Below are 5211 nucleotides of genomic sequence, written 5' to 3' on the forward strand. Positions count from 1 at the left end.
CCCACCGACACCCCGGCTTTGCGCGTGGTCGAGGGCCGCAACGGCCGCCCGGCCCGCCGCACCCCGGCCCTGACCGCCCTGGACCGCAGCGCCGCCCCGCCGGTGCCCACCGAGGGCGACGGCGACCTGCTGATCTTCGCCCAGGCCCGCTCGGCCTGGTTCACCGGTCACAGCGACGCCGAGTCGTCGGCCTCAGCGCTCGACTGGACCAGTCCCATGGACACCGGCTGGCGCGCCGCGGAAAAGGCCTCGGCCCCCGAGATCGCCGCCGAAACCTCGGCGGGCCTGCCCAAGCGGGTCCCCCAGGCCAACCTGGTCCCCGGCTCCCCGCTGCGTGAGGAACGCCCCAGCCGCATCGTCCGCGATGCCGCCAGCATCGCCGCCCACACCACCGGCTACTTCCGAGGCTGGCGCCGAGGCCAAGAAATCGGCGGCTACGCCATCGGCGGACGCCCGGGCCGCGAGTCAGCGGGAGGCTGGGACTTCAGCCGCGACGGCCAACCCGAGGACGACATCAGAAACGCGGGCTACCCCAGCCGCTGACAACCGTTGATGTCTGCCCGTGACAATTGAGCGGGAAGTCCGTACGCCGCTGCTAGGGGCAACGGTAATTGCCTTGGCCGGCGGGCTACTGGCGTTAGCGGCGCTTGCGGTGGTAAGCCCGGCGTTGCTGGTCGGCCTCATCCCCGGCTGGTTCGCCGACCTGGGCAGCGCACGGCTCACGCGACGGGTGGGCGGCGGCCTCGCCATTGTGCTGGTGATCCCTGGCATCGCGGCAATCGGGTACCTGGTGCACCGCCGGCTTGGCGACCTCCAACGACCGGCCGCGTCCACGATCGGCCTGTGACTGTTGCCGGCGGTGGCGGTCGCCACTTGGCTGGTTGCCTGCCTTCTTCCGGTGGCGGCTGCGAACCATGCTGACCTGGTTGCCTCATCGGTGCCGTTCCTGTTCCACGACTACGCTCGCGTGAACGGCACCATGGAGGTCGACGGCTTGCTGAGCGTCGCTGGGCCGGTGGTGTCGGCGATCGTGGCGATGGCGGCGTGGAGTCGCCATTGCACCCTGCGATGTCGACGGGGATCGCTCTGCCTGGGCGTTCACGGTTGTGAGGCTGGCCAACGGGTCGATTGGGTGGGAACATCTCGCCCGAGTTCCGTAACGGCCGCACCCACAGCCTCTGTTCAGCGGAAACCGGTGAGCGACAGCAGGACGAACCCCACCGCGGTCAGCGGAAGGGCGAGCAGCAGCGCAAGCCCGCGCTGACGCCAGGACCGGCTCACCAGCACGGTGAGTATCACCCCCAAGGCGATCAGGACCGCGGTGTACTCAACGGTTTCCGCGGTTTCGTAGTCCGGGTTTCCGATGCGCCTGAGCTGCATCGTGGCCTCGGCGAACAGCACCGCAGCCGGCATGGCCATGGCGGCTGCGCTAAGACGGCCCGAGGTTCGCGCCAGCACGCCTGCCGCACCAAAGACCGTGCCAGCCACCACGCCCGACCCCATCCAGAGCAACGCGGTTGTGTTGTACATGTTCGCCGGGTCGTCCCTCTGGATCAGCGCGGCGGCGAGGTAGTAGCTCGGCACGGCAAGGACCAGGCAAACTATCGCGCCGAGGATGCCGACCGGCAACGTCCACCGGCTGAGGAAGGTGAGCAGGAACGCCGCCACGGCCCAGACGGCGATGGAGTTGCCCAGCCCGCCGAACGGAAAGGGCACGTACTTGATCCATACGAAGTCAAGAACGCCCAAGAGCACGCCCGCGACGGGAACTACCACGGCCGCGTTCCGGTTCATCTTCATGATCGCTGATCGTAAGAACCTGAGGAGGGCGACACATCTAACCGCGGATGGACCCCGCGGTGCTGTGATCCGTCGAAAGGCAGACCGCTGGCGCCGCGCGCCCGTTCTTCACCTTCCGCTACCAGAGCACGGTGGCCGGCGGCCAGCAGCCGGTCATGCACGAGCCGGCGGACACCCGCAGCCCAAGCAGCCGTGGCCCCGGACACCCCACCGAAGCCGCATGTCCGAGCCAAGCCGTCACCCATCCCTCATCGGGCATGGAAAAGTCCCGCTCCGGCCAGCGGAGCGGGACTTCAACGGCCTGTCAGGCGGGCGCCACCGCGCGCGACCGGCGCATTGTCAGGACGTACTCGACAAGCGAGATGAGTACGTTCTTGGTCGACTCGCGGTTGCGGGCGTCGCAGCTTACGACCGGGACGTCTGACGAGATCGCGAGTGCGTCCCGGACGTCCTGAGCGTTGTGGTACTGCATGCCGTCGAAGCAGTTGATGGCTACCAGGTACGGCAGCCGCCGGTGCTCGAAGAAGTCGATGGCGGCGAAGCAGTCGGCGAGCCGACGGGTGTCCACCATGACGACCGCACCGATGGCCCCGCGTACCAGCTCGTCCCACATGAACCAGAACCGTGTCCGGCCGGGGGTGCCGAACAGATACAGGATCAGGTCCCGGTCGATGCTGATGCGGCCGAAGTCCATCGCCACAGTGGTTGTCGTCTTGCCCGGCACCTGCCGGTTGTCGTCGACGCCCACACCGGCGGAGGTCATGATCGCCTCAGTGGTCAGTGGGGTGATCTCCGAGACGGACCCCACCAGCGTCGTTTTACCGACGCCGAAGCCACCGGCGATGACAATCTTCGCCGATGTAACGCGGCCGGCCGTTGGCCGCCGCGACATGTCAGAGCCTGCGAAGTCCACTCAGCACCCTTTCCAGCAGTTCCGTACCCACCGCGTCAGTTTCATCGTCCAGCGATGTCGGCTCGTAGACCGCCACCAGCCCGTCGTGGGCCATGTCGGCGACGATCACTCGGGCCACCCCGAGCGGTAGTTGCATGCGTGCGGCGATCTCTGCCAGCGACTGGACCCGGCCGCCGTCACACATCGCTGCGATGTACTGGTGTTCGCTCCCGCCCCGGCCCGGTCCAGTGCTCCGGCCACGGACGGTGGTCTCGACGAGCGCTTCCAGCGCTATCTCCAGCTTGGGCCGGGTTCGGCCACGGGTCACGGCGTATGGTCTGACCAACGCGCCGGTTGGCTCATCGCGTTCAGGCATCGTCACCGCTCACCCCATCCCTCGGCCCATAGAAGTTTCTCTCGTTGTCAAGGTTTTGGACAGATACCGGACGGATCCGGTCGGCCATCCGTTCAGCCGAGAACTCCGGCGGCGGACCGCGGAGCCGGCGTCAGAGCCTCGCCCACCCGGTCGACCAGCAGAGCCATCTCGTATCCCACCTGACCGACGTCACAGCTGCGGGCGGCCAGCACGGCAAACGACGAACCGTCGGAGATCGACATCAGGAAAAGGAACCCGTTGTCCATCTCGACCACCGTCTGCAGCACCGCACCACCCTCGAAGCAGCGCGCGGCACCCTGGGTCAGGCTGACCAGGCCGGAGGCGATGGCCGCCAACTGGTCGGCACGGTCGCGGGGAAGGTCCCGCGAGGCCGCGAGCAGCAGACCGTCGGCGGAGACCGCGATCGCGTGCGCCACCCCGGGAACGCGGTCGGCAAAGTTGGCGAGGAGCCAACCCAGATCCTGCGTACTTGTCATGCCTCATGCTCCTTGCCAGCCTGCGAGGACTGCTGCCCTCCCGGAGTCTCCTCCGGGTTGGTCGATTGTTCCTTCGTGCGGCCTCGTTGCACACCGCGGTGGTAGGCGGAGAGGAGACCGCGAACCGCTTCGGGCGTACGACGCTGCACGGAGGTTTCGGCCCGGTCGACACCACCCGGCACCAGCTGCGCCATCGGCGTGCGCCGCGGCAAGCCAGCCGTTGTGGTGGTCTCCACCGGCATCTCGGCCGCCTTGCGAGCGGCCTGCCAGCCGTCGTCCGCCGCCGTCTGCCAGGGCGACGACGACGAGGTAGCCGACCCGTTCGACGAGGTAGCCGACCCGTTCGACGTTACCGCGCCGACCGACTCCGGCGTCCGCTCGTTGCTCGGACGTTCCGCGGCAGTTGCCTGCTGCGGTACGCCCATCGAGCGAACCGGTTCTCCCGTGGGAATGCGCTGCGAGATGACCGAGTCGTCATTCTGCGGCACCGGCGCCGGCTTCGGCTCCACCTTCGGGGTGACCTTGGGCTCGGCCGGACGGGCGGTCATGAACCAGGCCGACTCGAGCTCCCGGAAGATCGGCAGCTCCATGGTCTCGTCGGCGAACTGCGACTGCCCGTCACCGTTGGCCCGCTGGCGAGCGGCCGCCTGAGCCGCAGCGATCTGCGCGGCAGCGGTCGCCTGGGCGGCTGCTGCCTGCTGGGTCGCCACTTCGTGAGCTGCCTCGGCCGCGGCGGCCGAACGGGCGGCTTCCGGCATGGCCGGAGTCGCGTCGCTCTTGCCATTGGCGCGGTAGCGCGGCAGCTCGGCGGTCATGTCCAGGGCGGCCGCGAGGCTTTCCGGGACGTGCGGGGTCGCGTCGCGGTCCGCGGACACCGGCGGCCAGGCCGGCGGTGCGGGCGAAGCGCTCGGCTGAGCGACCGGAGGCTGAGCGACCGGAGGCTTCCCGAAGCTCGGCGGCGACGACTGCGGGCGTACCGGCGGGGCAGACTGCGGGCGTACCGGCGGGGCCGAGGTCGGCGGGCCGGAGACCGGCGGTGCCGAGATCGGGCGGCCACCGAAGGGCGGGGCGGAGGTCGGCGGCACCGGGGGCGCCGAGACCGGCGGCACGAACGGCGATCGGCTCGGGGTCTCCGGGCTCGGGGGTAGCTGCCGCGGGATGGTGTGCCCGAAGGACGCCGTCTCGTCGGGGCGGAACCCCTCGCCGTTACGCCGCTGGGGCAGACCGTCGCCGAACGCGTCCGGCTGATCGGCCGGCGGGATCGGCGGGATCGGCTCGTTGCTGCGCGGGCCGTGGAAACCGTTGGTGCCGGAGCCGTTGGTGCCGGAGCCGTTGGTGCCAGAGCCGTTGGAGCCGTTGGCCCCGCCGAAGCCGTTGCTGGCGCCACCGAAGCCGTTGGACGGGCCACCGAAACCGTTGGAGGGACCGCCGAAGCCATTTGACGGGCCACCGAAACCGTTTGACGGCTCGAAGCCGTTGGAGGGCGCGCCGGTCAGGTCGGACCAGGCCGGCACCGAGCGGCCGTTACCCGCACCGAGCAGGCCACCGGCGGGCATCGGCGGGGGTGGGGGGGGACGGGTGCCCGCCCCCCCCCCCACCAACCGCGCGCCGCCCCCCCCCGGCCCCCGCCGGGCCGCGGGCCCCGG

At 69.9% G+C, this 5211-nt stretch carries 6 protein-coding genes and 1 pseudogene; 2 read left to right on the forward strand and 5 right to left on the reverse strand.

Annotated elements, in window-relative coordinates; translation table 11 throughout:
* Together TFC3_RS39730 and TFC3_RS29455 are read left to right on the forward strand one after the other, a co-directional pair.
* Nucleotides 1–543: pseudogene (locus tag TFC3_RS39730) on the forward strand (transposase); the annotation flags it as partial.
* A gap of 19 nt (nucleotides 544–562) precedes the next feature.
* Nucleotides 563–847: a hypothetical protein gene (locus TFC3_RS29455; RefSeq protein WP_153040535.1), complete on the forward strand. Its 285-nt coding sequence runs from the start codon at nucleotides 563–565 to the stop codon at nucleotides 845–847.
* A gap of 335 nt (nucleotides 848–1182) precedes the next feature.
* Here the strand turns inward: TFC3_RS29455 and TFC3_RS29460 are convergent, their stop codons facing one another.
* From TFC3_RS29460 to TFC3_RS39735, 5 genes are all read right to left on the reverse strand, one after another.
* Entirely contained in the window at nucleotides 1183–1800 is a 618-nt protein-coding gene (locus TFC3_RS29460; protein WP_067508591.1) for a DUF6518 family protein, read from the reverse strand.
* 304 nt (nucleotides 1801–2104) lie between these two features.
* Nucleotides 2105–2692 carry an ATP/GTP-binding protein gene (locus tag TFC3_RS29465; protein ID WP_067508593.1) on the reverse strand — a complete coding sequence of 196 codons (588 nt, stop codon included), beginning with the start codon at nucleotides 2690–2692 and terminating at the stop codon, nucleotides 2105–2107.
* 1 nt (nucleotide 2693) lies between these two features.
* On the reverse strand, nucleotides 2694–3068 hold the full coding sequence (locus tag TFC3_RS29470) for a DUF742 domain-containing protein (RefSeq protein WP_067509822.1): 375 nt from the start codon (nucleotides 3066–3068) through the stop codon (nucleotides 2694–2696).
* 92 nt (nucleotides 3069–3160) lie between these two features.
* Nucleotides 3161–3565 carry a roadblock/LC7 domain-containing protein gene (locus TFC3_RS29475; RefSeq protein WP_014447580.1) on the reverse strand — a complete coding sequence of 135 codons (405 nt, stop codon included), beginning with the start codon at nucleotides 3563–3565 and terminating at the stop codon, nucleotides 3161–3163.
* The gene (locus TFC3_RS39735; protein WP_067508595.1) at nucleotides 3562–5121 is read right to left on the reverse strand and encodes a hypothetical protein; all 1560 of its coding nucleotides are present in this window, start codon (nucleotides 5119–5121) and stop codon (nucleotides 3562–3564) included. The genes TFC3_RS29475 and TFC3_RS39735 overlap by 4 nt, the downstream gene beginning before the upstream one ends.
* Nucleotides 5122–5211: the final 90 nt, after the last annotated feature.

Source organism: Actinoplanes sp. TFC3 (assembly GCF_001553785.1).
GTDB lineage: Bacteria > Actinomycetota > Actinomycetes > Mycobacteriales > Micromonosporaceae > Actinoplanes.

Excerpts from the sequence above, each read along its gene's own strand:
- TFC3_RS29460 (WP_067508591.1), bottom strand. The coding sequence starts at position 1,800 with ATGAAGATGAACCGGAACGCGGCCGTGGTAGTTCCCGTCGCGGGCGTG.
- TFC3_RS29465 (WP_067508593.1), bottom strand. The coding sequence starts at position 2,692 with ATGTCGCGGCGGCCAACGGCCGGCCGCGTTACATCGGCGAAGATTGTC.
- TFC3_RS29470 (WP_067509822.1), bottom strand. The coding sequence starts at position 3,068 with ATGCCTGAACGCGATGAGCCAACCGGCGCGTTGGTCAGACCATACGCC.
- TFC3_RS29475 (WP_014447580.1), bottom strand. The coding sequence starts at position 3,565 with ATGACAAGTACGCAGGATCTGGGTTGGCTCCTCGCCAACTTTGCCGAC.
- TFC3_RS39735 (WP_067508595.1), bottom strand. The coding sequence starts at position 5,121 with ATGCCCGCCGGTGGCCTGCTCGGTGCGGGTAACGGCCGCTCGGTGCCG.